At 40.1% G+C, this 25,961-nt stretch carries 21 protein-coding genes and 1 riboswitch; of the genes, 11 read left to right on the top strand and 10 right to left on the bottom strand.

Annotated features, from left to right (window positions below):
* Positions 1 to 207: 207 nt before the first annotated feature.
* On the bottom strand, positions 208 to 1,824 hold the full coding sequence (locus IGI80_RS03115) for a phosphatase PAP2/LCP family protein (RefSeq protein ID WP_002372620.1): 1,617 nt from the start codon (positions 1,822 to 1,824) through the stop codon (positions 208 to 210).
* 91 nt (positions 1,825 to 1,915) lie between these two features.
* A riboswitch (M-box (ykoK) riboswitch) is annotated at positions 1,916 to 2,082 on the bottom strand.
* A gap of 427 nt (positions 2,083 to 2,509) precedes the next feature.
* Between IGI80_RS03115 and IGI80_RS03110 the strand changes: the two genes are divergently transcribed.
* Positions 2,510 to 3,148 carry a lytic polysaccharide monooxygenase gene (locus tag IGI80_RS03110; RefSeq protein WP_002378863.1) on the top strand — a complete coding sequence of 213 codons (639 nt, stop codon included), beginning with the start codon at positions 2,510 to 2,512 and terminating at the stop codon, positions 3,146 to 3,148.
* A 263-nt stretch (positions 3,149 to 3,411) separates the two neighbouring features.
* Here IGI80_RS03110 and IGI80_RS03105 read toward each other — a convergent pair whose 3' ends face one another.
* The gene (locus IGI80_RS03105; protein ID WP_002394775.1) at positions 3,412 to 4,404 is read right to left on the bottom strand and encodes a biotin--[acetyl-CoA-carboxylase] ligase; all 993 of its coding nucleotides are present in this window, start codon (positions 4,402 to 4,404) and stop codon (positions 3,412 to 3,414) included.
* A 138-nt stretch (positions 4,405 to 4,542) separates the two neighbouring features.
* Between IGI80_RS03105 and IGI80_RS03100 the strand changes: the two genes are divergently transcribed.
* From IGI80_RS03100 to rpoC, 5 genes are all read left to right on the top strand, one after another.
* On the top strand, positions 4,543 to 4,758 hold the full coding sequence (locus tag IGI80_RS03100) for a zinc ribbon domain-containing protein (RefSeq protein ID WP_002354768.1): 216 nt from the start codon (positions 4,543 to 4,545) through the stop codon (positions 4,756 to 4,758).
* A 406-nt stretch (positions 4,759 to 5,164) separates the two neighbouring features.
* The gene (gene mazE, locus IGI80_RS03095; protein ID WP_002354773.1) at positions 5,165 to 5,395 is read left to right on the top strand and encodes a type II toxin-antitoxin system PemI/MazE family antitoxin; all 231 of its coding nucleotides are present in this window, start codon (positions 5,165 to 5,167) and stop codon (positions 5,393 to 5,395) included.
* Positions 5,395 to 5,736, top strand: a complete 342-nt coding sequence (locus IGI80_RS03090; protein WP_002360937.1) for a type II toxin-antitoxin system PemK/MazF family toxin — start codon at positions 5,395 to 5,397, stop codon at positions 5,734 to 5,736. The genes mazE and IGI80_RS03090 overlap by 1 nt, the downstream gene beginning before the upstream one ends.
* 370 nt (positions 5,737 to 6,106) lie before the next feature.
* The gene (rpoB, locus tag IGI80_RS03085) at positions 6,107 to 9,721 is read left to right on the top strand and encodes a DNA-directed RNA polymerase subunit beta (protein WP_002389470.1); all 3,615 of its coding nucleotides are present in this window, start codon (positions 6,107 to 6,109) and stop codon (positions 9,719 to 9,721) included.
* Positions 9,722 to 9,887: 166 nt separating this feature from the next.
* Complete coding sequence (gene rpoC, locus IGI80_RS03080; protein WP_438722659.1) at positions 9,888 to 13,541, top strand: DNA-directed RNA polymerase subunit beta'; 3,654 nt, start codon at positions 9,888 to 9,890, stop codon at positions 13,539 to 13,541.
* A 48-nt stretch (positions 13,542 to 13,589) separates the two neighbouring features.
* Here rpoC and IGI80_RS03075 read toward each other — a convergent pair whose 3' ends face one another.
* The gene (locus tag IGI80_RS03075) at positions 13,590 to 14,282 is read right to left on the bottom strand and encodes a prepilin peptidase (RefSeq protein WP_438722657.1); all 693 of its coding nucleotides are present in this window, start codon (positions 14,280 to 14,282) and stop codon (positions 13,590 to 13,592) included.
* Positions 14,283 to 14,390: 108 nt separating this feature from the next.
* On the opposite strand from IGI80_RS03075, the gene IGI80_RS03070 reads away from it, so the two are divergent.
* The 5 genes from IGI80_RS03070 (at position 14,391) to rpsI (ending at position 18,380) form a co-directional block, all read left to right on the top strand.
* A complete protein-coding gene (locus IGI80_RS03070; protein WP_002399854.1) occupies positions 14,391 to 15,911 on the top strand; it encodes a gluconokinase in 1,521 nt (506 codons plus the stop codon).
* A gap of 83 nt (positions 15,912 to 15,994) precedes the next feature.
* On the top strand, positions 15,995 to 16,714 hold the full coding sequence (locus IGI80_RS03065; protein ID WP_086281506.1) for a DUF5105 domain-containing protein: 720 nt from the start codon (positions 15,995 to 15,997) through the stop codon (positions 16,712 to 16,714).
* A 127-nt stretch (positions 16,715 to 16,841) separates the two neighbouring features.
* Positions 16,842 to 17,309: a Dps family protein gene (locus tag IGI80_RS03060; protein ID WP_002354782.1), complete on the top strand. Its 468-nt coding sequence runs from the start codon at positions 16,842 to 16,844 to the stop codon at positions 17,307 to 17,309.
* Between the two features lie 236 nt (positions 17,310 to 17,545).
* A complete protein-coding gene (rplM, locus tag IGI80_RS03055) occupies positions 17,546 to 17,974 on the top strand; it encodes a 50S ribosomal protein L13 (protein ID WP_048670019.1) in 429 nt (142 codons plus the stop codon).
* Positions 17,975 to 17,987: 13 nt separating this feature from the next.
* Positions 17,988 to 18,380, top strand: a complete 393-nt coding sequence (gene rpsI / locus IGI80_RS03050) for a 30S ribosomal protein S9 (protein ID WP_002354786.1) — start codon at positions 17,988 to 17,990, stop codon at positions 18,378 to 18,380.
* Between the two features lie 62 nt (positions 18,381 to 18,442).
* Here rpsI and IGI80_RS03045 read toward each other — a convergent pair whose 3' ends face one another.
* The 7 genes from IGI80_RS03045 to IGI80_RS03015 all read right to left on the bottom strand — a co-directional run bounded on the left by IGI80_RS03045 (position 18,443) and on the right by IGI80_RS03015 (position 25,875).
* Positions 18,443 to 19,492, bottom strand: coding sequence for a tyrosine-type recombinase/integrase (locus IGI80_RS03045; RefSeq protein ID WP_438722654.1), 1,050 nt, complete (start codon positions 19,490 to 19,492; stop codon positions 18,443 to 18,445).
* 92 nt (positions 19,493 to 19,584) lie between these two features.
* Complete coding sequence (locus IGI80_RS03040; protein ID WP_438722652.1) at positions 19,585 to 19,776, bottom strand: DNA-binding protein; 192 nt, start codon at positions 19,774 to 19,776, stop codon at positions 19,585 to 19,587.
* Between the two features lie 114 nt (positions 19,777 to 19,890).
* Complete coding sequence (locus tag IGI80_RS03035) at positions 19,891 to 21,297, bottom strand: Rep family protein (RefSeq protein ID WP_438722650.1); 1,407 nt, start codon at positions 21,295 to 21,297, stop codon at positions 19,891 to 19,893.
* Positions 21,298 to 21,493: 196 nt separating this feature from the next.
* Complete coding sequence (locus IGI80_RS03030) at positions 21,494 to 21,865, bottom strand: hypothetical protein (RefSeq protein WP_438722648.1); 372 nt, start codon at positions 21,863 to 21,865, stop codon at positions 21,494 to 21,496.
* 236 nt (positions 21,866 to 22,101) lie between these two features.
* Complete coding sequence (locus tag IGI80_RS03025) at positions 22,102 to 23,178, bottom strand: AAA family ATPase (protein WP_438722646.1); 1,077 nt, start codon at positions 23,176 to 23,178, stop codon at positions 22,102 to 22,104.
* Positions 23,175 to 23,492: a hypothetical protein gene (locus IGI80_RS03020; protein ID WP_438722644.1), complete on the bottom strand. Its 318-nt coding sequence runs from the start codon at positions 23,490 to 23,492 to the stop codon at positions 23,175 to 23,177. The genes IGI80_RS03025 and IGI80_RS03020 overlap by 4 nt, the downstream gene beginning before the upstream one ends.
* Before the next feature lie 541 nt (positions 23,493 to 24,033).
* Positions 24,034 to 25,875 (bottom strand): hypothetical protein, encoded by a 1,842-nt coding sequence (locus IGI80_RS03015; RefSeq protein WP_438722642.1) that lies wholly within the window; start codon positions 25,873 to 25,875, stop codon positions 24,034 to 24,036.
* Positions 25,876 to 25,961: the final 86 nt, after the last annotated feature.

The following is a 25,961-nucleotide window of genomic DNA, read 5'->3' as shown; positions in this document are numbered from 1 at the left end:
CATGTGAAACAAAAAAATAATTAGTTTCCAATATATTTTTTTAGGTAATTGTGCTATAATGGTAATGAAAAGAGAGCTATGCGCTAACATACCTCTCTGATGTAGAGCCGTTACTAACGGTGACAAAAATTAATATTTTTGAAATGACCGTCTAACTAGCCAAAGTAAGCAGCGCCCCTTTCATTAAGGGGCGCTGCTTTTTAGTCGTTATTGCGATTGTTCAGTGTCTTTCGTAGAGAGGTTCATTTGTTCTTTGATGGCATTTTCGACACGTTGGCGTTCACTCTCTTCCACAAGTTGATAAGAAATACCTTCAATCCCTGTCACGCCATCGCCAGTGTAATCGTAGCCTTTTAATTGATCGGTTTCAATCGTTTTTAGTGCGGGGGTGTATTTTTTTAGCATTGCCATCATTTGGTCAAAGGACAAGTCGGTTTCGCCATGCTCGCCGATTACGTCCAGAATTTCTTGATATTTTAGCAAGCTGTTAAAAGAAAGTAGCTTGTTGGTTAATTCGATTAAAACTTCTCGTTGGCGGCGTTGACGACCATAGTCGCCTTCGGGGTCTTCGTAACGCATGCGCGCATATTGTAAAGCTTCCCAGCCCCCTAAATGCTGTTTGCCTTTCGGATAATGAATCCCTTCAGCGTCAAAAGCAAAGGCATTGTCAACAGTGACGCCGCCCACCGCATCGCCAAGGTCCTTCATAGCATCCATATCAATTGAAAAGTAATGATTGATTGGGATGTGCAAGACATTTTCAACCGTTTTAATTTGCATATCGGCACCACCGAAAACGTGGGCCGCATTGATTTTATTGTATTCGCCATTGGTGCCAGCCATTTCCACATAGTAGTCACGCGGGATGCTAGTGATGGTAGTTTTTTGTAATTGATTATTCACTGTAACCACCATCAAGGCGTTGGAGCGGTAATCGGTTTTGCGTTTTGAGTCATTCGCAATTCCCATAATTAAGAAACTAACCGGTTCTCCTTTGGCTAAATCGGGACTCTTCGTGGAAGATTTTCTTGGTTTATACATGGTGTTCGCCGTTTTTTGCAAATTACGATACATGCTGACGCCGTAAGCCGAAACAGAAAGTGTGCCTAAAAATAAAAGAGTTAAACTGAAGACCACGAATAAACTTTTTCTTTTACGAGAATGGCGGCGCCGGCGTTGTGTCGGTACTTCTGCTTCCTCTGGTTCAGGTGCCGGCAAATAACGTTGAACAATTTGAAATGAAAAGTTGATCCAGCTATAACTTAGGAGCATCCCAGCGATGACATCACTAGGATAATGAACGCGTAAGATTAAGCGACCTAACACAATCAAAACTAAATAAGTGAGTAAGAAAATTTTGATGCCTTTGGTTTTTTCGACATGAAGATAGGCCAAAATGATCAAAATTGTACAGACCAGCGCCATTGCTAATAATGAATGTCCGCTGGGAAAGCTAGCAGAGCTCCGGTCAGCTAAAGCGCCTAGGTTTGGTCGAGCCCGACCCACCACATGTTTAAAAACGCTCCCTAAGAAGCCGACAGCTAATAGGTTACTGACAGCCCAAAAGGCTAGGATTTTTTCTTTTTTGCGTAAAAGGTATACCATCAATAATAAGAAGAATAGCAGCATTGGTCCAATTGTGGCTGTTTTTGCTAACAGATTGACCGCTGTTAAAAGTGGGGCATTTAATTGCCATTTGATGTGATAGATAGCTTCGTCCATTTGTTGAAACCAATTTGGACTAGCCGCCACTAACAAAGTGAGGAAAGTAAAACCAAGCGTTGTTAGGGCATAAAGTGGAAATTTTTTATTCGATGTTTGCATGAGAATCCCTTTCTTTTTCCCTTGAAAGAGTAGACTAAGCCAGCATCGATCGTAAATAAGCGCTTGCGACTAAACAGGACACAGCAAGCCAATCGGTTCTCATCGTCTGAGCTTTAGCACTATCCAACGTAAAGATTTCTCTTAGCTATTTTTAGAAGAGCCTTAATTCGACCATTCCTGTTTTACACATTGGTGTCTTTCGACATTTCTGCGCAATAGCCTATGTTTGGATAGGAGCCTCACCTAACAAGGTTATTTTATCTAACGCTAGAAGTATAGAATTTATGCAGCGGTTCTCACAATGAAGTTTAAGAAAATTTATTGTTTTTTAAATAAATTTAAAGGTGTGGGGAAGTGAAGCAGTTAAAAAAACAGTACTTGAGCATTCTAAAAAAAAGTGTACAAGGCTGTTCTCGGTTAACCGCTATAAATAGTTGGTGTTCAATAATGATAAATTAAAAAACAAACATTTTTTATAAGAGTGCTATAAGTTTTTCTCAGTAAAAAAGGCGGACAGTTGCTATTGAATTGCTACTTCATTTAAAATAAATATGTCGACAATAATTGTGCACAAAGTTGATGGTCGCTATCGAAAAAGTAAAAATGATGTTGTGGAGATTTTACGTTTCAGTTGATTAAGATTACATGTTTTTTGAAGGGTTTTGCTTATAAGGGAGCGATATACATGAAAAAAATGATGTTATTCATAATTGCAGTGGGCGCAACGATGATCAGTGTTTTTGCTTTAGGAGATGCACAGCAGAGTTATGCACATGGCTATGTTGATAGCCCAGTCAGTCGAGTCAAAAATGCGGAAGCAAACGGATTTGGATGGGGACCTGGTCAAGACAGCTCACAGCCAGAAATTATCACGACACCCCAAGGAATTGAAGCGCCAACTAAATTATTAGACACGGGTCAATTAAATGGAAGGTTGCCTTCAGCTGGATTAGCAAGCTATTCCAAACTAGATGAACAAACAGCCACTCGTTGGGTAAAAAGTAATATAACAACAGGAGAGAATAATTTTAAATGGGTGATGACGGCAAAACATAAGACCAATCGTTTTAGATACTATATGACGAAACCTGGATGGAATCCTAATGCACCATTAACGATGGACGAAATGGAACTGATTGGCATAGTAGGGCAACCAATCGGTCAAGATTTACCTCCTGGTCAAGGATTTATGGTCAATGATACAGAAACACACAGAATAAAGATTCCCGCTGATAGGAAAGGATACCATGTTATTTATGCCGTTTGGGATATCAATGACACGATTAATTCATTTTATCAAGCGATAGATGTTAATGTTCAATAATCAGGTATCAAGATAATGCGGCTGAGACAAAAGTGCTTAGCGCCAAGAACTAAGTAGGTTCTGTTCATCATCGAATCACTACGTTCTTCGTGATTCTTAACACTTGGAAGGATTAAGATATGCCGAACACTTGTGTGAGAAAGTCAATTTCGGCTTATTTCCGAAGGGGCTGCTTTTGTTCAGCTGATTATCTTCAGAAGTAGCAAGTGGGACATCAGTCAAAACGACTGATGTCCCACTTGCTTTTTTCTAAACTTCCCCACTTATTCTCGACGCCATTCACCAATCTGGTCCAAACTAATTTCCCCAGAAGACAACGTTTTGGCCGTGCCATCAGGCAACTGGACAATCAATTCTCCATTTCCATTAATGGTTGTCGCAACGCCGCGGAAGTCTTGCCCGTTTTGGGTAAAAGCGACGTCTTTGCCAATCACAAAGGAGCGTTGTCGGTATTCTTCTAAAAAGTCTTTCGTTGAACGTTCGTCTAAAATTTGATAAAAATGATTCCAAATGTTGGCGACTAATTCATTTCGCGTCGCTGTCGGTTCACCATCTGGGAAAAGAGAAGTCACTTTCTGCCGAATGTCCTCAGGAAATTCGGTTTCTGTAATTGAAAAATTAATCCCCATGCCGATGATGACATTGGAAATCTGCCCTGTTTCCACATTGCTCATGGCTTCCGACAAAATCCCGCAAACTTTTTTGCCATTTAAATAAAGATCATTGACCCATTTAATTTCTGTGTGAACGCCTGCCAGAGCATCCATTGCTCGAGCGACCGCTACGGCCATAATCACAGTATATTGGGCGATTTCTTCAAAATTTTGGTTCGGTTGAAGCACCATGCTCATGTAAATCCCTTTACCTGGCGTAGCGAAAAATGGTCGGCCGAACCTGCCCCGCGGCATTTCTTGCATGTCAGCAACAATCAATGTATTGTCGGGCGTCTGGTCTAAAATCGCCCGCTTAGCATCGGTCATGGTAGATTCAGATGTTTCTAGGACGGTAATTGTTAAAGGTGGCGTTTGGGGCCATAATGCCAACTGAATGCCTTCTGCAGAAAGGACATCTGATTTCTCAAGGCGATACCCCTTATTTTGCACGCTAGTAATTTGATAGCCATCTTTTTTCAATTCATTAATTGCTTTCCAAATAGCTGTGCGAGATAAGGACAGACGTTGTGCCATCTCTTCGCCCGAAAGGAATGCGGGCGTTTGTTTCATCAATAAAGTTAGGACTTGGCTTTTTGTCGACATATTTTTTCCTCCGATTCGTTATGCTTATTGTAGCGGAAAGGAAAAGGCTTGGTCAACTAGTGAAAAAATCCATCTTAGGATGGAGGAAAATGAAGCAGGCGTTTGCTATACTTGTTTTATTGAGAAGGAGTGAGGGGAATGGAAAAGCAACAATATGTTTGTGAGAAATGTGGCAACATGCACTATGTGTCGGACCAATTTCAAGCAACAGGTGGGAACTTTGCGAAAATTTTTGATGTTCAAAATAAAAAATTTATTACAATTAGCTGTACCCAATGCGGCTACACCGAACTTTACCGCAGCCAAACAAGCGGCGGCATGAATGTCCTAGACTTTTTATTAGGTGGCGGTTAGTCAAAAACGAATGCATCTTTGCATTCGTTTTTTTGTGTGAAGAGGAAGATAGGGGAAAAGGAGGTCGGGCCAGAAGCGTTTAACTCCGAGAACCAAGTAGGTACGATGATTTTATCTGTTCATGCTTCACAGTGAAACATCGCAACTCTTAGAGCTGTAGCTCTTTTGAAGGCTGTACTGTGACGAGACGCATGTCGAGAAAACACCTTAGAAGTTGTTGAGATCGGAGCAACGCGTAGTGTTGCTTCTGTTCCCGCCGTTTATCAGTTTTTGAGCGTGGAGCAAAAATCCAAAGTGATCTTTGTCCCACACGCATTATATAGTAAACTCAGTCACATTAAGTGTGATTTAAAATTCTTTCCATCATTGCAAAGGCATAGTATAATGAAGCGAAGGGAGTGATTTCATGCTAACAACTAAATCAAGAAGACAAGGAAGCTCGGTCGTTTTAACATTACCCACTGATAATGGTAAAAAACCAAAAGTCGACCAAGAATATATTGTGATGTATTCTGACGACGGTACAATTACATTAGTCCCTAAAATTCAGGATCCGTTTAGTGAAGGTCCAGAAGGTGAGTATTATGAAAAAGATGAGTGGCATGATCTTGCACCTGAGGGGAGAGAACTTTTTTAATGAATGTTGAAAAGAAGTACATTCCCAAAAAAGGAGATATTGTATGGATTGATTTTGATCCTGCTGCAGGCAAAGAGATTCAGAAGAGACGGCCTGGTTTAGTCGTGTCAAGATATGAATTTAATCGGAAAACCATGTTTGCTGTGATTTGCCCGATTACTTCCACCATTAAAAATATTCCCACTCGATATACGTTGCCCGATGACATAGAAACCCATGGACAAGTAGTGATCTCACAACTGAAATCTTTGGACTTCACTGAAAGAAAATTAAGTCAAATTGAGCATTTGCCATTAAAAGATATGGCGAAAATTGACCAAATAATTGAATATATTTTCTAGTTGTTGACAAAATGCGTAATTATTTATTACGCATTTTTTCATTAAAACCCTTTACAAAAAAACTCCTTTTTATGAAAAAGAAAACCTTAAAGAAACCCTTGACTTTTCTAGACAAAGGTAGTAGAATCTATAGAGCAAAAACTATCTGAAAGTGACGAAGCAGGAGCGAAATATTGTCCGTTCCGGTTTTTTATAGGAAAACAAAAGTAGAAACGCCAGAAAATTTTTCGGAAGCATGTTCTATTTTTGGTTTTTTTTTGCTTAAAAACTGCAAAAAATGCTTTTTGTTACATATATTTAATATATGTAACGTAAATGTAATTTTTCGGATCGGTGTTTTGATAGACTTATAACTAGAGGGGTGAAGAGCTTGGCTGGACACGTAGTAAAATACGGAAAGCATCGCGAACGTAGAAGTTTCGCACGTATCAGTGAAGTATTGGAATTACCAAATTTAATTGAAATCCAAACAGACTCTTATCAATGGTTTTTAGATGAGGGACTTCGTGAAATGTTTGAAGACATTTTACCAATTGATGATTTCCAAGGAAACTTATCCTTAGAATTTGTTGACTATGAATTAAAAGAACCAAAGTACACAGTAGAAGAAGCCCGCGCACATGATGCCAACTATTCTGCGCCATTACATGTAACATTACGTTTAACCAACCGTGAAACAGGTGAAATTAAATCCCAAGAAGTCTTCTTCGGCGATTTCCCATTAATGACAGAAATGGGTACCTTCATCATCAACGGGGCAGAACGTGTTATCGTTTCCCAATTAGTTCGTTCTCCAGGTGTTTACTTCCATGGAAAAGTGGACAAAAACGGCAAAGAAGGTTTTGGCTCAACAGTCATTCCTAACCGTGGTGCATGGTTAGAAATGGAAACAGATGCGAAAGACATTTCTTATGTTCGGATTGACCGCACACGTAAAATTCCTTTAACTGTGTTAGTTCGTGCTTTAGGTTTCGGTTCAGATGATACCATCTTCGAAATTTTCGGCGACAGCGAAAGCTTACGCAACACAATTGAAAAAGATTTACACAAAAACGCAAGTGATTCTCGTACAGAAGAAGGCTTGAAAGACATTTATGAACGTCTTCGCCCAGGCGAACCAAAAACAGCAGATAGCTCACGTAGCTTGTTAACTGCACGTTTCTTTGATCCAAAACGTTATGATTTGGCAAACGTTGGTCGCTACAAAGTTAACAAAAAATTAGACTTAAAAACACGTCTATTAAACTTAACCTTAGCTGAAACGCTAGTTGATCCAGAAACTGGTGAAATCATTGTCGAAAAAGGCACGGTTTTAACACACCAAATCATGGAAACATTAGGCGAATACATTGACAACGGCTTAAACAGCGTAACTTACTATCCAAGTGAAGATGCGGTAGTAACTGAACCAATGACAATCCAAGTGATTCAAGTTCTTTCACCAAAAGATCCTGAACGTATCGTAAATGTGATTGGTAACGGCTATCCAGACGACAGCGTAAAAACAGTTCGTCCAGCAGATATCGTTGCTTCAATGAGCTACTTCTTCAACTTAATGGAAGATATCGGCAATGTCGATGACATCGACCACTTAGGTAATCGTCGTATCCGTTCAGTAGGCGAATTATTACAAAACCAATTCCGTATTGGCTTAGCCCGTATGGAACGTGTGGTTCGTGAAAGAATGTCTATTCAAGACACAGAAACATTGACACCACAACAATTAATCAACATCCGTCCAGTGGTAGCAAGTATCAAAGAATTCTTTGGTTCTTCACAGTTATCACAGTTCATGGACCAAACAAACCCATTAGGTGAGTTAACCCATAAACGTCGTCTATCAGCCTTAGGGCCTGGTGGTTTGACTCGTGACCGTGCCGGTTATGAAGTTCGTGACGTTCACTACTCTCACTATGGTCGTATGTGTCCAATTGAAACGCCTGAGGGACCAAATATCGGGTTGATCAATAGCTTATCTAGTTATGCGAAAGTGAATAAATTTGGTTTCATCGAAACGCCTTATCGCCGTGTTGATCGTGCGACAGGCCGTGTTACTGATCAAGTAGATTACTTAACAGCAGACATCGAAGACCATTATATCGTAGCGCAAGCGAACTCACTTTTAAATGAAGATGGCACATTTGCCAATGATGTTGTTATGGCGCGTCTACAAAGTGAAAACTTAGAAGTTGCCGTAGACAAAGTTGACTACATGGACGTTTCACCAAAACAAGTAGTCGCAGTCGCAACAGCATGTATTCCTTTCTTAGAAAACGATGACTCCAACCGTGCCTTGATGGGTGCCAACATGCAGCGTCAAGCGGTGCCGTTAATTCAACCACGCTCTCCGTGGGTAGGTACAGGTATGGAATATAAATCAGCCCATGACTCAGGTGCTGCTTTACTATGTAAACATGACGGTGTCGTAGAATTCGTCGATGCAAAAGAAATTCGCGTTCGTCGCGACAATGGCGCATTAGACAAATATATGGTTACAAAATTCCGTCGTTCTAACTCAGGAACAAGCTACAACCAACGCCCAATTGTTCACTTAGGTGAAAAAGTTGAAAAAGGCGATACTTTAGCGGATGGACCTTCTATGGAAGAAGGCGAAATGGCTTTAGGGCAAAACGTCTTAGTTGCCTTCATGACATGGGAAGGTTACAACTACGAGGATGCCATTATCATGAGCCGTCGTTTAGTTAAAGACGATGTCTACACTTCTGTGCATATTGAAGAATATGAATCAGAAGCACGTGATACGAAATTAGGACCTGAAGAAATTACCCGTGAAATTCCAAACGTTGGGGAAGACGCGTTGAAAGACTTAGACGAAATGGGGATTATCCGCATTGGTGCTGAAGTTCAAGATGGCGACTTACTAGTTGGGAAAGTCACACCTAAAGGGGTTACAGAATTATCTGCAGAAGAACGTTTATTACACGCAATCTTCGGGGAAAAAGCCCGCGAAGTTCGTGATACGTCTCTCCGTGTACCTCACGGTGGCGGCGGTATCGTTCATGATGTGAAAATCTTTACTCGTGAAGCTGGCGATGAATTATCACCAGGTGTCAACATGTTAGTTCGTGTCTATATCGTTCAAAAACGTAAAATTCACGAAGGAGATAAAATGGCGGGACGTCACGGAAATAAAGGGGTTGTTTCCCGTATTATGCCGGAAGAAGATATGCCATTCTTACCTGACGGAACACCTGTTGATATCATGTTGAACCCATTAGGGGTACCTTCTCGTATGAATATCGGACAAGTACTTGAATTACACTTAGGTATGGCTGCTCGCCAATTAGGTATTCACGTCGCAACACCTGTTTTCGATGGGGCAACCGATGAAGACGTTTGGGAAACTGTTCGTGAAGCTGGTATGGCTAGCGATGCTAAAACAGTTCTTTACGATGGACGTACAGGTGAACCATTTGATAACCGTATTTCCGTTGGTGTCATGTATATGATTAAATTAGCCCACATGGTTGATGACAAATTGCATGCTCGTTCAATCGGACCTTACTCTCTTGTTACGCAACAACCGTTGGGTGGTAAAGCTCAATTCGGTGGACAACGTTTCGGGGAAATGGAAGTTTGGGCACTGGAAGCTTACGGTGCTGCTTACACATTACAAGAAATCTTAACTTACAAATCTGATGACGTTGTCGGACGTGTGAAAACATACGAAGCCATCGTTAAAGGTGAACCAATTCCAAAACCAGGTGTGCCTGAATCATTCCGAGTATTAGTGAAAGAATTACAATCACTTGGTTTAGACATGCGTGTCTTGGACATTGAGGAAGCTGAGATTGAGTTACGCGATATGGACGATGACGATGATGATTTAATCACCGTTGACGCACTAACCAAATTTGCGGAACAACAATCAGCGAAACAGCTGGAAAAAGAAGCAGAATCAGTCGTGAAAGAAGAAGCACAAGACGTTGTTCAAGAAATTGAAACAGCCGAAGACAGAGACTAATTTGTCGCTACCACTCTGATGAGTTGATTCAACTGCGACTTTGTTGCAACTGCGCAAGCCATTACTTGTTCCAAGTGTCGTCAGACCTTCTTTCAAGTGATGCTTGCCATTTGCTAACAAGTTGCTGACTCAGCTTCTCTAAATAAGGAAATGGAGGGAATTCCTTTTGATCGATGTAAATAAATTCGAAAGTATGCAAATAGGGCTTGCTTCACCAGAAAAGATCAGAAGCTGGTCTTATGGGGAAGTTAAAAAACCCGAAACAATTAACTACCGTACATTAAAACCCGAACGTGAAGGGTTATTCTGTGAACGCATTTTTGGTCCAACCAAAGACTGGGAATGTGCTTGTGGTAAATATAAACGTATCCGTTATAAAGGTATTGTCTGTGACCGTTGTGGCGTTGAAGTCACTCGTTCAAAAGTACGTCGTGAACGTATGGGACATATTGAATTAGCCGCACCAGTTTCACATATCTGGTACTTTAAAGGAATTCCATCTCGGATGGGTCTTGTTTTAGACATGAGCCCTCGTGCATTGGAAGAAGTCATTTATTTTGCTTCATACGTTGTCATCGAACCAGGTGACACAACATTAGAGAAAAAACAATTGTTAACGGAACGCGAATATCGTGAAAAACGTGAACAATATGGCCAAGCCTTCAAAGCTGCTATGGGTGCCGAAGCCGTGAAACAATTATTAGATAACGTCGATTTAGATGGCGAAGTTGCGCAATTAAAAGAAGAATTAAAAACAGCTTCTGGTCAAAAACGGACACGTGCCATCCGTCGTTTAGACATCTTAGAAGCCTTCCGTGCTTCTGGTAACCAACCAAGCTGGATGGTAATGGATGTTATCCCAGTTATTCCACCAGATTTACGTCCGATGGTTCAATTGGAAGGTGGTCGTTTTGCAACAAGTGACTTAAACGACTTATACCGCCGTGTTATCAACCGTAACAACCGTCTAAAACGTTTATTAGACTTAAATGCGCCAAGCATCATTGTTCAAAACGAAAAACGGATGTTACAAGAAGCGGTCGATGCTTTAATCGATAATGGTCGTCGTGGTCGTCCAGTTACTGGACCAAGTAACCGTCCATTGAAATCTCTTTCTCACATGTTGAAAGGGAAACAAGGTCGTTTCCGTCAAAACTTACTAGGTAAACGTGTTGACTATTCTGGTCGTTCCGTAATCGTCGTTGGTCCGTTCTTAAAAATGTACCAATGTGGTTTACCAAAAGAAATGGCGATTGAATTATTCAAACCATTTGTAATGCGTGAATTAGTACAACGTGAAATTGCGACAAACATTAAAAATGCGAAACGTAAAATCGAACGTGGCGAAGATGAAGTTTGGGATATCTTAGAAGAAGTTATCCAAGAACACCCAGTTTTACTTAACCGGGCACCTACGTTGCATAGATTAGGGATCCAAGCTTTCGAACCAGTTCTTGTTGAAGGTCGTGCGATTCGTCTTCACCCATTAGTGTGTGAAGCCTACAATGCCGATTTCGATGGAGACCAAATGGCGGTTCACGTGCCTCTAAACGAAGAAGCACAAGCAGAAGCTCGTATGTTAATGCTTGCTGCCCAAAATATCTTGAACCCGAAAGATGGTAAACCAGTTGTTACACCATCTCAAGATATGGTCTTAGGTAACTACTACCTAACAATGGAAGAAGAAGGCCGTGAAGGGGAAGGCATGATCTTCCGCGACATGAACGAAGCTGTTTTAGCATGGCAAAATGGCTACGTGCATTTACACTCACGGATTGGGGTTCAAACAACACTTTTAGGTGACAAACCATTTACTGATTGGCAAAAAGAACGAATCTTAATCACCACAGTTGGTAAGATCATCTTTAACGAAATCATGCCTGTTGAGTTCCCTTACTTGAACGAACCAACAGACTATAACTTAACTGTTCAAACACCAGATAAATACTTCGTAGAAGCTGGTACAGACATTCCTGCACACATTAAAGAGCAAGAATTAGTTTTACCATTCAAGAAGAAAAATCTTGGAAATATCATTGCTGAAGTCTTCAAAAGATTCCACATTACGGAAACCTCTAAAATGCTTGACCGCATGAAAGACTTAGGTTACAAACACTCAACTTATGCTGGGATGACGGTAGGGATTGCCGATATCATGGTTCTTCATGAAAAACAAGCAATCATTGATGCTGCCCACAAACAAGTTGAAACAATTACTAAACAATTCCGTCGTGGTTTAATTACTGATGACGAACGTTATGAACGTGTAATCGGCGTTTGGAACGGTGCCAAAGACGAAATCCAACAAAAACTGATCGAAAGTATGGAAGCTCGTAACCCAATCTTCATGATGTCTGACTCTGGAGCCCGTGGTAACATCTCCAACTTTACACAGTTAGCTGGTATGCGTGGTTTGATGGCCGCTCCGAATGGACGAATCATGGAATTACCAATCATCTCAAACTTCCGTGAAGGACTTTCTGTCTTAGAAATGTTTATCTCAACTCACGGGGCTCGTAAAGGGATGACTGATACGGCCTTGAAGACAGCCGATTCAGGTTACTTAACACGTCGTTTAGTTGACGTTGCCCAAGACGTAATCATTCGTGAAGACGACTGTGGCACTGACCGTGGTCTTGAAATCGAAGCAATTCGTGAAGGTAACGAAATTATCGAACCATTAGACGAACGTCTATTAGGTCGTTATACACGTAAATCAGTTGTTCATCCAGAAACTGGTGCAATCATCATTGGTGCGGATCAATTAATCACTGAAGATCTTGCCAGAGAAATCGTGGACGCTGGTATTGAAAAAGTAACCATCCGTTCTGTCTTTACATGTAACACAAAACATGGTGTATGTAAGCACTGTTACGGACGTAACTTGGCAACTGGTTCTGACGTTGAAGTCGGAGAAGCAGTTGGTACAATCGCCGCTCAATCTATCGGGGAACCTGGTACACAGTTAACCATGCGTACGTTCCATACTGGTGGGGTTGCCGGTGACGATATCACTCAAGGTTTACCTCGTATCCAAGAAATCTTTGAAGCACGTAATCCGAAAGGGCAAGCAGTGATTACAGAAGTAACCGGTGAAGTTATCGATATTTCTGAAGATCCTGCCACACGTCAAAAAGAAGTAACCATCAAAGGAAAAACAGATACACGTACCTATACTGTCCCTTACACTGCACGTATGAAAGTTGCTGAAGGCGACATCATCCACCGTGGTGCACCGTTGACAGAAGGTTCAATTGATCCAAAACAATTATTACAAGTTCGTGATGTTTTATCTGTTGAAAACTACCTATTACGTGAAGTACAACGTGTTTACCGTATGCAAGGGGTAGAAATTGGCGACAAACATATCGAAGTAATGGTTCGTCAAATGTTACGTAAAATCCGCGTAATGGATCCAGGTGACACTGAAATCCTTCCAGGAACATTAATGGACATCGCAGAATTTAAAGACCGTAACTACGACACATTAGTTGCTGGTGGCGTCCCTGCTACTAGTCGTCCAGTCTTACTTGGTATTACCAAAGCGTCATTGGAAACAAACAGCTTCTTATCTGCTGCATCCTTCCAAGAAACAACACGCGTGTTAACAGATGCTGCTATCCGTGGCAAAAAAGATCCATTACTTGGATTGAAAGAAAATGTTATCATTGGTAAAATCATCCCAGCTGGTACTGGTATGGCTCGTTACCGTAACATGGAACCAAAAGAAGTTGGCGTAGCTAGCGAAAACGTTTATAGTATTTCAGACATTGAAGCACAAATGGCTGCTGAAGATGCGATGAAAAACATCAATAAATAAACCCTAAAAAGCCGTAAGGAGCATGCTCCTTGCGGCTTTTTTTATTTGCTATAACCAACTGATTGTGAGTAAGCCCAAACTTAAAAAGGGGACAAAGGGAAGTTTCTGTTCAACTGGATACCCTAAAAATTTACAACTGTAGCCATAGATTAGACCATAACTACTGGCAAAAAATAGTAGCATCAGCAACTGAGGTACCTGTAAAAAACAGCCCCACAAACCCAGTAACAAAAGATCCCCTCGCCCCATGGCTTCCGGAAAATAATGTAAGACGGCTTGGAAAAAACAAAAACAAAAAAGACCAGTCAGTAAGTAAAACGAATGCTGACCCGCCACTTTCAGCAAGCAAAGCACAAAAAAACTAGGATAAAGAATCTTCGGTTCAACCACTAAATACCAGTAATCAATCAAGGATAATGTGAAAGCGCTCGTCAGCCACCACCAGAGAATCAAAGCATCAATCGTCAGGCCAGCTGAAAAACAGCTTACGGTTAAGCCGCCCATGACAAGTTCTGCTAAAAGATAACTCTTAGCTACTGGCTGTTGACACTTTCGACAACGAAAGCGCTGCAGCAAAATCGAAACAACTGGAATTAATTCATAGAGTTGTAGAGGCTGGTGGCAACCTTGACAGTGGGAAGGGGGCCACCACAAAGAACGCCCTACTGGTAAGCGCTCCGCCACTAAGCATAAAAAAGAACCGAAACAGGCACCAATCAAAAAGAGACTCAAGAAAAACATAGGTTACCTCCTTAAAAATAAACTACGCTTTTTTTAAACTTTTTCGTTTGACTAGACAAATCTTTTTTTGTTAGGAATAATAAAAGAAACAAGAAATGAGGGAATCAAATGGAAAAATTAGCGATTGGTGTCGACGTTGGCACCACGCAAGCCAAAGCAGTGGCTTTTCAAGCAAATGGCACAGTCGTAGCTTCTAGCTATGTGCGTTATCCATTAATTCAAGAGACTGAAGGAATGGCAGAGCAAGACCCAGAAACGCTGTTCCAAGCTGTGGTGAACTGTATTCGAACCGTCACACAACAAGTGAAGAATCAACCAATTGGGCTCATTTCTTTTGCTTCAGCGATGCATGGCTTAATTGCCATGGATGCGCAAGGACGCCCATTGACCCAAGTGATTACTTGGGCTGACACACGAGCATCTGATTATGCGGAAGCGTTAAAAGAAACGCCAGCGGCCCAATTGTTTTATCAATTGACAGGCATGCCAGTTCATCCAATGGCGCCTTTGTACAAGATTCGCTGGCTGCAGGAAAATCAGCCAGCCGTTGCGCAGAGCGCGGCCAAGTTTATTGGGATTAAGGACTACATTTTTTACCGTTTCTTTGGCGAATACTGGACAGATTATAGTAGTGCTTCAGGAATGGGTTTATTTAATATTCACACGCGACAATGGGAAACGTCGATTTTAGCGTATTTATCTATTGAGGAGGAACAGTTGCCAAAAGTTGCCCCGTCAACGTTCATTTTTCCAGCGTTAGCGCCTTCTTGGCAAGAGATGCTTGGTGTTGAGGAGGAAACGGTTTTAGTTCTTGGTGGTGCGGATGGCCCGTTGTCTAATTTAGGTTTGGGAGCGCTAGGAATGGGTGTAGCGACTTTGACCGTTGGTACGAGCGGCGCACTTCGGTATATTGTCGAAGAACCTTTTTTGCATCCGCAAGGTGAAACGTTTTGTTTTGCTCTAGATGAACAGCACTGGGTGATTGGTGGCGCAAGTAGTAATGGTGCAGTTGCGTTAGATTGGGCGAGCCAAACGATTTTTGCAGAAGAACGTCAGCAAGCTATCCAAAACGGGACCAATCTCTATGACCCAATTATGGCCAAAATTGCAACCGTGCCAGCTGGGGCAAATGGCTTACTGTTTCATCCTTATTTGCTTGGTGAACGAGCACCGCTGTGGAATGCAGAGGCGAGCGCAAGTTTTATTGGCTTGCGCAAAAATCACCATGCTGGACATTTAGCTCGAGCGGTGGTGGAAGGCATCTGTTTCAATTTAAAAACTATTTTAGAGGATTTGAAACAACTCGGTGGACCCGTTCAGGAGATTCGGGCGACAGGCGGCTTTGCTGATTCCCCTGTGTTCCGTCAAATTATGGCTGATGTGCTGGGAGAAACGTTATCGTTCACTGATAGCACCGAAGCTTCGGCATTAGGCGCTGTTTTGCTAGGTTGGCAAGGCTTAGGGCAGTTACCAAATTTACAAGCAGCGGCGCAACAGGTGCTGATTCATGAAACGGTCACGCCACGAGCGGATCAATTGCTAGTTTATCAAGAACTGTATCCTGTTTTTCAAGAAACCCAACAAGTTTTAGCACAAAGTTATCAAAAATTAGCAGAATTCCGCAAATAATTGATAGTAAATAGCTTTGACAAATGGCTGAGAAGTTGCTTAACTAGAAGAGAGACAAAGACTTGAGGAAATGAGGATGAGGAATGAAGAAGCAGCTACTACCACTATTTCTGTTATTCATTGGGGCGTTAGCAAGCTGCAGTGCACCGTCTCGTTCCGGCGAAAAAGCAGCGCAACAGTTGGTAGATTACTTTATTTATCAAGAAAAGCCAGAGACATTCTCTCAAACTTTTCGTGAACCGAAAGTCTTAGCGGAGCATTTGCAGACGAGCCGTCAACAGTTCCAGAAGCAGTTTTTCAATAGCTTAAAAGAAATGAACGCTGAAGTCACCGAGACTGAAGCCCAGAAGCTTAGCGCAGAATTACTGGCTCAAGTGAAGAAAAAAGCGTCATATCAACTAGTAGCCACGAAAGAATTGAATGGGCAAGCGACAATCACTTTTCAGATTAAGGGCTTAGATTTTGTGACGGCGATTGAAGATACAACCACTGCTCTTCTTCAGCAAACGCAACAGGCGACACAAGCGCTAGACATGCAGCACACGTTAGCCGTTTTAAAAAAAGAAATCCAACAAATCAATGTCAGCCATGAGCCAGTTGAACTGCCATTAACGGTTAAGCAAGTAGAAGGACAATGGTACTTGCCGGCAGTGGAGCAACTGAGACTGAATCAGTTTTTTTTAGCTTTCGTCACAGGAAAAGAAGATACTGACCAGTTGACAGAGGCACTCGACACGATCCTCACTCAAGCGGAACAAAAAGTCGTCACTGCGGATGAAAAAACAGCGATTTCAGGAAATTAATTAGATTATTAATTGTAATTATTATAATTTGATAATAATTTTAAAAAAGAAAGGTTTTCAGTGTACTTTTTTCACAATTCATATTACACTAAGAGTGTAGAAATAATATTTAGGAGGATGACAAAGAATGAAATTTGAAAAAACAAAAGAAATTTTGAACCAACTCGTTGCAGATTTAAGCCAATTTTCCGTGGTAATTCATCAAACACATTGGTATATGCGTGGACCTGAATTTTTAACACTTCACCCACAAATGGATGAATACATGGATCAAATCAATGAGCAATTAGATGTTGTTTCAGAACGTTTAATCACATTGGACGGCTCTCCATTCTCAACATTGCGTGAATTCGCAGAAAATACAAAAATTGAAGATGAAATTGGTAACTGGGACCGCACCATTCCAGAACGTATGGAAAAATTAGTAGCAGGCTACCGTTACTTAGCAGACCTTTACGCAAAAGGAATCGAAGTTTCTGGTGAAGAAGGCGACGACTGCACACAAGACATTTTCATCGCAAACAAAACAGACATCGAAAAAAATATTTGGATGTTACAAGCCAAACTTGGCAAAGCGCCTGGTATTGACGCATAATTTAAAACAACTCCCAAAGCCGCTGACGTTGACGTTGGCGGTTTTTTTCTGTTTAAAAGGCACAAAAAAATAAGTGAAAATCTATTTTCTGAAAGCGCAGAAAAACATTGACTTTATCAGTGATTGAAGGTAAAATATTAAATGGTATTGTTTGCCCCACAATGAGCCCCGGAAACTCAAGTGTATGTCAAACATCGAAAACAAAATTGGAGGAAAGAAACGTGCGTACAACATATATGGCCAAAGCTGGCGAAGTAGAACGTAAATGGTACGTAGTAGATGCAACAGATGTTCCTTTAGGACGTCTATCAGCAGTTGTTGCTTCTGTACTACGTGGTAAAAATAAACCAACATTCACACCACATGTGGATACTGGAGATTTCGTAATCGTAATTAACGCTGATAAAGTAAAATTAACAGGTAAAAAAGCTACAGACAAAATTTACTACCGTCACTCAATGTATCCTGGAGGATTAAAATCAGTGACTGCTGGTGAATTACGCGACAAAAACTCTCGCCGTCTTATCGAAACTTCTGTAAAAGGTATGCTACCTAAAAACACTTTAGGACGTAAACAATTTACTAAATTGAACGTATACGGTGGAGCTGAGCATCCACATGCTGCACAACAACCAGAAGTATTAGATATCACGAACTTAATTTAAGGAGGGAAATTCATTGGCACAAGTACAATATAGCGGCACAGGCCGTCGTAAAAATGCAGTTGCCCGCGTACGCTTAGTACCAGGTACTGGTAAAATTACTGTAAACAAAAAAGACGTAGAAGAATATATTCCACATGCTGACTTGCGTGAAGTTATCAACCAACCATTTGGCGTAACTGAAACAAAAGGCGCTTACGATGTAATCGTAAACGTAAACGGTGGTGGCTATGCTGGACAATCAGGAGCTATCCGTCACGGAATCGCTCGTGCATTGTTACAAGTAGATCCTGACTTCCGTTCTGCTTTAAAACGCGCTGGGTTACTTACTCGTGACGCACGTATGGTTGAACGTAAAAAACCAGGTCTTAAAAAAGCACGTAAAGCTTCACAATTCTCAAAACGTTAATACAAACGTTGATATATCAACGTTTATGCGCTTTTTTTGGTCTTACTTGGCCTTATTTAAGCTCAGTCAGATAAAGAATTCAATAATTCTAAGGCATCAGCTTCTTGCTGATGTCTTTTTTCTGGCATTAATTCAAGGTAATAATTCATAGTTGTTTGTAAATTTGAATGCCCTAATATTTTTGATACATAATCTATCCGAATATCATTTGAAAATAAAAATGATGCTAGGGTATCTCTTAGTCCGTGGAAAGTAGTGGTTGTTAACCCTAACTTTATCAGTACCTTTTTTAAAGCGGCTGATTGTCTAAATCCATCAGGATCAAAAAGATAACCATTTGCTTTCGGCGTAATTTTGCTTACTATATTATATACATCTTTTGTAATAGCTACTGTACGTTGTGATTTTTTTGTTTTTAATCTGGTATCGTCGCTGGTAGGGCTAATTGAACGAGTAATATGGATACTTTTTTCAGAAATGTCTTCTGGTTTCAATCCGAGAATTTCCCCACGTCTTGCTCCAGTCTCTAGTGCCAAAAGAGCAACTACATGAAATTCAACGGTTGAATTTTCAATAAGATACTTTCTAAGGATTTTCATTTCTTCAATAGATAATGCTTTATTACGTTTTTCTAATTCTTTTCCACGGGTTTTTACAAGACTTCCAAAGTCATTATCTAGTAATCCCCGAGCATACGCGTAATGTAAGGCTGTACGAATCTTAAGTAATACCTCGGTTGTTGTTTTACGAGAATGTGTTTCGCCGTATTCATCAATTTTCATTTGAACGACTAAATCATCAAGATTTGATAATTTGATGTCCTTGAATAAAGAACGTACAATTGCTAAAGTACGTTCATAGTTAATAAAAGTTGCTGGTCGGACATCATTACGTTTGACTGTATAAACCCATGATTCAAAAAAATCCGCAAATGTATCTTCTCTTCGGGAGATATTTTTCCCTTTTCCTTTCAAAATTTCTTGTTGGTGTGCCCAAATTTTAGCTTCCGATTTAGTAGGGAATGTTTTGGCTATTTGTTTTTGTTTACCATGCTCCATGATAGAAACGCGTACACGAAAAGAATTTTTCCCTCTTTTTTCAATAGTTGGCATATCAACTTCCCTTTCTTCAAGACAAAGTTGATAGATGACTTCTGATTACTCCTTTATTTTATAACCAAAGTAGCCATCTATCAACTAGTGAATTAATATACGGAATTTTTTGCAATAAATTCTTGAATATCTTTTATGGTGTATCTTTCTTGACTGCCTATCATAAAGCGTTTCAAATGAGTATTTTGTCTTAGGTATTTATCAAATGATTTTGGATCGATCCCTAAGTAAATAGCAGCCATTTCACGAGTTAAAAGATACGGAAATTTTTTATTTGCATTCATTTATAACCCTCCTCTTAAATAGTTATAAGAATTAAACGAAAGATGAATTTTTTAAATTCTATTGCTATAATCTTTTATATTTAAATTTGAATGGTATATTTTTAGTATGAAGAATCAATTTTCTGTAGTCTCATCATTATTGGTCTTGGTCGGGTCGATGATGAGGCTTTTTCCATTATCTGTGGGTACTATTTTTTTATTTATTTCTAGTTTTGTATAAGTTTCAAAAAGAGTTGCTTGTTCGCTGGCTTCCTTTTCATAAGTTTTTTGTTTAGAGTTATCCTTCGAATAAAAGGTCTTTACTACGTCTTTATAGAGTTTTTCGGCTATTCTATTTTGACGTAACGTACCATCAGTTGTTAGCTGTTGATAGGGATTAGGTTCTTTTGATGAAGTATCCAGTATGAAATTTTGCAGATATTCATCAAAAAATGCAATTTGCATTGTGTCTTTTGTGAGATAAAGGACTAAACCTAATCTTCTAGCTAGCTGATAATAACTATCTATTTTTTTATCAAAAGATTTATCATTTTTTTCTATGCTTTGGTAAAACTCTTTAGGGCTATATGGTGATGTAATGATGATTAAATCAGCTGTCAATACTTTATCGAAATAACGACTGGGAGCGTTAGAATGAATATTAAAAGGATCAAGTAATTTTAGCAAATCATTGTAAGAAAATGTTGCTGGTCTAAGTTCATCTAATATAATAGTCTGTTCTCCTTGGTATAGTTGGAAAGGATCACGGCTGGAACCTGTTAAAAAATATCCGTTCTCATTTTTTTCCGCATATTCTTTTGCTAGTCGTGTTTTCCCAGTTCCTGCTTGCCCATAAATATAAATCACATCAATCGCTTTTCCCGTATCTATCATTTCTTTTCGCCAATTTTCTGATAAATCTTTTCTACGCTTTAACCAAACATTTTCAATTCGATTTTTTGCTTTTGCATATTGATAACCGGTTAAGAGGTCTTCCACTTCCCTTAAAGTAATGTCACCTGTTTTTAGTTGGTCTAAACAAGCTCTAATAATTAATTCATCTTTGACAATTGTTGATTTGGTGTTTTGTTTGATGCTTTCTTGTATTTCTAGCATCATTTCTTCAAAGTCAAAGTTCGCTAGAACTTCCTCTGGAGGATAGGGATATTGGTTATTAGCGTTTGTTGTGGCATGGATTAAGTAGGCAAAGCCGTTTTTATAGTTTCCCTGCCATTTTTGAATCGTTTGCGGTTGGTCTCCTAAAAGCTTCGCTATATTTTCTAAACTACGAGGGTTTTCAAATTGCATCATTACGTGTACATGATCGGCTTTCTTTTCCCCAATCATATGGGGAAACGGTGTTTCATACTGTTTTTCCCAATCTAGTTGTTCTTCTTTGGTATAAACATCTTTGTCATGTATGATACCTGCACATCGTTTAGGTTTAATAACTTTTTTAATATGTGTCATACAGGCTGCCAAGTTTTTAAAAGGGAAATGGGTTATGTTTTGAACGTACATCATATTTCGTTCTTTTTTCATATGCTCTTCCTCATTTCTATCATTTTTTGCTATATTTTTGGAACTGGAACAATTACTATTTCGGTGGTATAACAAGCCCTACCACCGTGTGAAATCAAGGTTTTTGGCTTCTTTTTGAGTTGGCACAATTTTTATTACTAGTTGTGCTCAGGGCTGCTCCTTTGTTTTCGTTCCGAACAAAAGCAGCCCTGACCACTTACTCGTGTTTCGTACCCATCAACCATAAATTCCGCTTTTCCCGTACAAAAGGGGATAGCACATATTCCGGATAATAACTCGCAATATGGGCTTTAATATGATTTTCTTGTTCATGCAACAGCTGTTGCGCTTGAATTTCCCGTGGCATCTTAATCCATAATTGCAGATGCGTTTGGGTAATATCCAAGACCGATTTTCCTACTGCTCGATTGAAACAGCTAACGGTAGTTTTATCAGGCAACCATTGTTTTTCTGATGATTCATTCGTCGGAACGGTAGTCGGAATTTGACGGATAAAACGACGGAAAATGACGGTGCCCAGCAGGGCTTTTATCAAATTACGCCCGGTATCTGTTTTCCTGCGCCTCATTATTTCAGGGAGTAACAACCCTAGTAACAAAAACGGCATCAGCCTAACGCTATATTTTAATAGTATATTTAGCCATTGAAAGAGTTGAGGCAAGAATGGAAAAATGAACCATTCACTCGGATTCGTTTGTTCATGAATTGGTACCATGGTAAATAGGATGAAGCTGGCAAGTACGACGATCCAACTTAAGCACAAGCCATAGGCTAGTGGGTAACAGCGCATAAAATAGGTTTTCTTCATGATAAAATTCCTTTCTCAGTGTAAAATGTCGGTGTCAGTAACGGGAGTACTTGGTACGGATGTTCATCATCAATGAGTTGAATTAAGCCGGTTCCTTTTCCAATGGGAATCACAATCCCCGCGGGATCCAAATCAGGAAAAAGAAACTGGGTCGTTTTACTATTAATATTGCCAATTTGAACAAACACGTTGGCTTGTTCACGCACGCTAACGGGCACCGCGTTATAATCAAAGCGTTGGGAGACTAAAATTAAATGACAATTCGTCGCCCGACCTAATAAGGCAATCCCACTCAATAGGGAGAGAAAGGCTTCTTTGATAGATTTGTTGACGCCTTCGGATAAAGCCAAGACTTCATCAATCACTACCGTAACGGGTTCAAAGACTTTGGTGGGTTGATCGTATAGTTGTTCTTGCCGTTCATAAATAGTCGTTAATACTTGGCTTAAAGCATCGTTGACTTGACTAACGAAATCACTTCTCGAACGATTCTTGGTCGGGTGAATGACGGTCAATTGGTGAGCTCTTGCCCAACGTGAAGGACTATCGAATTTTGGGTCAATAATAATTAACTGGGAGCGGGTGAACAATTGTTCCAATAAATACGTTAAGAAATACGATTTGCCACTCCCAGAGTTCCCCGCAATCACGATACTCGTTACTTTTTGATAATCCATCGTTAGATGTTTCATGATGGGAATCTGGGTATCTTTAGTTTGGCGAACGTACGAGTGTAAATTGGGGATCACTAACCGTTCGCTAATGCCTTTGAACCATGGAAAAAACAGTGCTCGTTGCGTATGAATATCCTCCGTGTCTAAAGGAAGAAAGTACGCGGTTGTTTGTTTTAATAAGGTATAGCGCGGATAAAGGCTAGCATTGGCAATAATAAAAATTTTTTGATACAGTTCATCATCAATTAAATAACCCGCGGGGGTACGGGGGACGAATAGAAATCCGTCCGCTTGTACTACCACATAAAACGAGTTGGTATAGGTTGATTCACCATTAATCGCGAGAGCCATATTTAAACTCTGATTTAAGTACTGTTCAATGGCGTGTGCATCCATCATTTCACGACCTTTAAGCCGTCGGCTTTGAAATACACATTGTTGCGAATCTCAATTCCTTGTAAGTGCTCAAATTCAATGACGGCTAAAAAAGGGGGTACGGTTGGTTGTTGTTCAAATTTTACCGGGAAAGGGTTTAAGCCTTCTTGGATAAACCAAAGTTTATAGCCTTTAATGGTGTCTGTCCGTTGCTTTTCAACGTATTCGTATTGGGTTTCCATAAAGGTCGTCACGCATTGAATGGGCTTATCTGGTACGATAAATTTTTGAGCGGTTGTTTCGGTATAGTGATTGGTTTGATTAAAGGTTGTTTTCATAATGAGTATCCTCCTAGAAAAATTTAATGTAGTGGCTTCATTCTGCGCATAATGAAGGTTTTTATCTGTACAACCCGGGTTGATAGCTTTATTGTAATCGAGATTTCACACATTGTGGCGGACATGGAGATGTCCGTTTTTTTATTCACGTTTTATGAACAATAATCATTGTTAAATAAGCGTTTATACCTTCTGATTTACTTATTAATATGTAATATTAAAAAAAATGAATAGTTCAAAAAATTATATTAACCACTGGAAACATCGCTATAACGGTATTTTCAACGTTTCTATTTGTTTTTTTATTTTTCTCAAACCGGACATGGGGATGTCCGCTTTTTTCAATTATTCAGAAAAAAACGTTATGAAAGTGGGCTCATTTTACCGATTTACTCTTTTTATTAGTCCAAAAAACGCCTTATAAGCGAGTTGACCGTTCACTTATAAGGCGCTTAATGACTATTCTTTTATTGGCAGTTCCCGTTATTAATGCGATAGTAAGGTGGCTATTTCAATCAATTTGTTTTCTATGCTTCCTTTTTTACAAAGGAATTTGTTTTTCCCTTAACAGATGCCGGACTTCTTCTAAAGATTTTCCGACACAGCTTGATAAGACAAAATGATACCATTCATGAGCAGGATCATTAAGGTTAAAAGATACTGCTGAACGTTCAATAATATGAAAACTAATGTTGGATGGTAGATACAAAGCGAGACAAATAGCCACTAAGGTTGGTAGTGACCCACTTGATTCGCCTGAAAAAATCCGTCGGATTTGACGTTCCTCCATGGGAATTTTATCAGCCAGTTCTTTACGTGTTAGCCCACGCCATGCTAATACTTGTTGTAAACAATCGCTAACATCATTCGTTAATCGTTGATACATCCGTCTATTTTCCGTAATGATTTCTTGTAAATAAGCCGCTTGTTTTGCCGGTGTGGCATGTTCATACCCTTGATGCCAAGTAATTTCTAATTCAAAGGGTGCCCGTTGTTCCCGATTTAATACCAGTTCTAACAACCACTCTTGTGGGACGGTGGGCGATTTTAATGGGAGCTTTAGCTCAAATAATAACGCACATTCATCCATAAACGCGCGGGCATAAGGGGTTAAACACAGGTACCCCTGTTGATCGCGGGTCACATATTTAGGGGTATTAAGGACAAAATGGGCTTCCACATAGACGTATTGCCCGTACAATAGTTTTTCTTGTAATTTGGGATTCCTTTCAATTTCATGTTTTGCACTTACTGGGTCAATGCAAAACGTTTGGTGGGATTGAAGCTGTCCGAGTTGCCAGCAATGAGTAGGAACATAGCGATCTTCAATAAAATTAAACGCCCCCATGACTACTTCGTAGCCCAATTCAACTAAGCGGATTTTAGCGGCTAATCGTGAAACATTAAAAGTATGCGCCATTGCTTCAATGACATGGTCTATGGTGGCTGGGAGCTGTTCTTTTAAAGTTGAGACGATCCTAGCGGGTAATACAGTTGCCATGTAGTGATGTACCATTTTTTCTGGCATTAAAATTTTAGGAGCTAACGCTCGTGCTTGCCATTCCATCCACATCAATCCTTGGTCTGTGGTTGCTGGTTTTACTGAAGGTTTTTCTGGGGCTCTTGGTAGCGTGGGCAGACTGTTTAATTGCTCTTTATAATAACGAGCAAGTTCAAATACTTTACGATGTAAGACCCAATGAATACATTCATGCATAATGGTCATATTTACTACGGCTTGACTAGTCATAGTCGCTAACTGTTCTTCAATGACTATGGTTCCTGCGGTATGACCGTGGGGATCATCCACAAAAAAAGTTTGTCCAAAAATCGTTCCATCAGGAGTAATCGATTGTTTTACTACCTTTAAACCCAAACATTCAGCGAGGGCTTTGGGGTCAAGTGCCATCGGCGTATTTAACGCCTGTGGAGCATAACTTTGTAAAAAATCCGTTGCCAATTTTTCTAGTTGTCCCGTGCTTAAAACAGGGATTAGCTGCTCAGATAAGGTATGAGTAAAATGCGATTTTTGGTTATCATAAAAATCACAACGTAACACGTGCAAGGAAGTTAAGCCAGCATGTAGCTGTCCTTCACAAGCAATCCGTAACCATTGATACGCCGTATCATCATATCCATCATCTAGCACCGTTAAAACCGCTTCTGCCAGTACATCGAATCGTAGAAAAAGACCTGGTCGGTCTTGTACATAAACTTTTCTAACCAACAGATCAGACAATGAGAAGGTCGTAAATTTAACCCCTGGATAGTAAGCAAGTTCTACTTCAGAGAGTTCGTGTTCAACAAAGTGGTTGGCGGCACTGTATAATTCAGCAGTAAATTGTTGTTTGATATATTCAGTAAAGGAATTGTTTAGGGTCATAGTTAAACCAGCTCCTTCGTTAAAATCGTCTTAGTTACTAGAATAAGCAATCCATTATTTATTTGCGTAATTCGGCTTATTATCGG

The sequence above is a fragment of the Enterococcus sp. DIV1420a genome (genome assembly GCF_051712165.1).
In the GTDB taxonomy this organism is placed as follows: Bacteria; Bacillota; Bacilli; order Lactobacillales; family Enterococcaceae; genus Enterococcus; species Enterococcus faecalis.
This window is presented reverse-complemented; position numbering and strand designations above follow the sequence as displayed.

Bases quoted from the DNA above. Each gene is read 5' to 3' on its own strand.
- IGI80_RS03115 (WP_002372620.1), bottom strand. From the start codon at position 1,824: ATGCAAACATCGAATAAAAAATTTCCACTTTATGCCCTAACAACGCTT.
- IGI80_RS03110 (WP_002378863.1), top strand. From the start codon at position 2,510: ATGAAAAAAATGATGTTATTCATAATTGCAGTGGGCGCAACGATGATC.
- IGI80_RS03105 (WP_002394775.1), bottom strand. From the start codon at position 4,404: ATGTCGACAAAAAGCCAAGTCCTAACTTTATTGATGAAACAAACGCCC.
- IGI80_RS03100 (WP_002354768.1), top strand. From the start codon at position 4,543: ATGGAAAAGCAACAATATGTTTGTGAGAAATGTGGCAACATGCACTAT.
- mazE (WP_002354773.1), top strand. From the start codon at position 5,165: ATGCTAACAACTAAATCAAGAAGACAAGGAAGCTCGGTCGTTTTAACA.
- IGI80_RS03090 (WP_002360937.1), top strand. From the start codon at position 5,395: ATGAATGTTGAAAAGAAGTACATTCCCAAAAAAGGAGATATTGTATGG.
- IGI80_RS03075 (WP_438722657.1), bottom strand. From the start codon at position 14,282: ATGTTTTTCTTGAGTCTCTTTTTGATTGGTGCCTGTTTCGGTTCTTTT.
- IGI80_RS03070 (WP_002399854.1), top strand. From the start codon at position 14,391: ATGGAAAAATTAGCGATTGGTGTCGACGTTGGCACCACGCAAGCCAAA.
- IGI80_RS03065 (WP_086281506.1), top strand. From the start codon at position 15,995: ATGAAGAAGCAGCTACTACCACTATTTCTGTTATTCATTGGGGCGTTA.
- IGI80_RS03060 (WP_002354782.1), top strand. From the start codon at position 16,842: ATGAAATTTGAAAAAACAAAAGAAATTTTGAACCAACTCGTTGCAGAT.
- rplM (WP_048670019.1), top strand. From the start codon at position 17,546: ATGGCCAAAGCTGGCGAAGTAGAACGTAAATGGTACGTAGTAGATGCA.
- IGI80_RS03045 (WP_438722654.1), bottom strand. From the start codon at position 19,492: ATGCCAACTATTGAAAAAAGAGGGAAAAATTCTTTTCGTGTACGCGTT.
- IGI80_RS03040 (WP_438722652.1), bottom strand. From the start codon at position 19,776: ATGAATGCAAATAAAAAATTTCCGTATCTTTTAACTCGTGAAATGGCT.
- IGI80_RS03035 (WP_438722650.1), bottom strand. From the start codon at position 21,297: ATGAAAAAAGAACGAAATATGATGTACGTTCAAAACATAACCCATTTC.
- IGI80_RS03030 (WP_438722648.1), bottom strand. From the start codon at position 21,865: ATGAGGCGCAGGAAAACAGATACCGGGCGTAATTTGATAAAAGCCCTG.
- IGI80_RS03025 (WP_438722646.1), bottom strand. From the start codon at position 23,178: ATGATGGATGCACACGCCATTGAACAGTACTTAAATCAGAGTTTAAAT.
- IGI80_RS03020 (WP_438722644.1), bottom strand. From the start codon at position 23,492: ATGAAAACAACCTTTAATCAAACCAATCACTATACCGAAACAACCGCT.
- IGI80_RS03015 (WP_438722642.1), bottom strand. From the start codon at position 25,875: ATGACCCTAAACAATTCCTTTACTGAATATATCAAACAACAATTTACT.